The sequence below is a fragment of the Bradyrhizobium sp. NBAIM01 genome (genome assembly GCF_020194115.1).
Lineage (GTDB): Bacteria > Pseudomonadota > Alphaproteobacteria > Rhizobiales > Xanthobacteraceae > Bradyrhizobium > Bradyrhizobium yuanmingense.
Genome location: NZ_JADYVU010000050.1, coordinates 1 through 255 on the forward strand (window position 1 = coordinate 1; position 255 = coordinate 255).

Consider the following 255-nt stretch of genomic DNA (forward strand, 5'->3'; position numbering starts at 1 on the left):
TTACCACACCGGGGCGGTTATTGGGCTGTGACGAGCCCGCAGCGAACACGACGTCGCGGAAATAGTTTGCATTCTGATAGACATTGGTGGGGAAGGCGCCCTTGGACAGGTCGAAGACGCCGGCACCCACCGGGGCGTTCAGGCCACCATTGCTGATGGCTGAGGCGAAGCCCTGCGTGGTGGAGACGTAGTTGCTGTTGATGTTGACGGAGACGATGTAGGTCGTGCCGGCCTGGATGGTCAGCGGCGTGGCGA

The 255-nt window shown here is 61.6% G+C and carries 1 protein-coding gene; it reads right to left on the minus strand.

Annotated elements, in window-relative coordinates:
* Positions 1-255: DUF4082 domain-containing protein (locus I6F31_RS36315; RefSeq protein WP_225187074.1), on the minus strand; the 255-nt coding region annotated here is incomplete at both ends.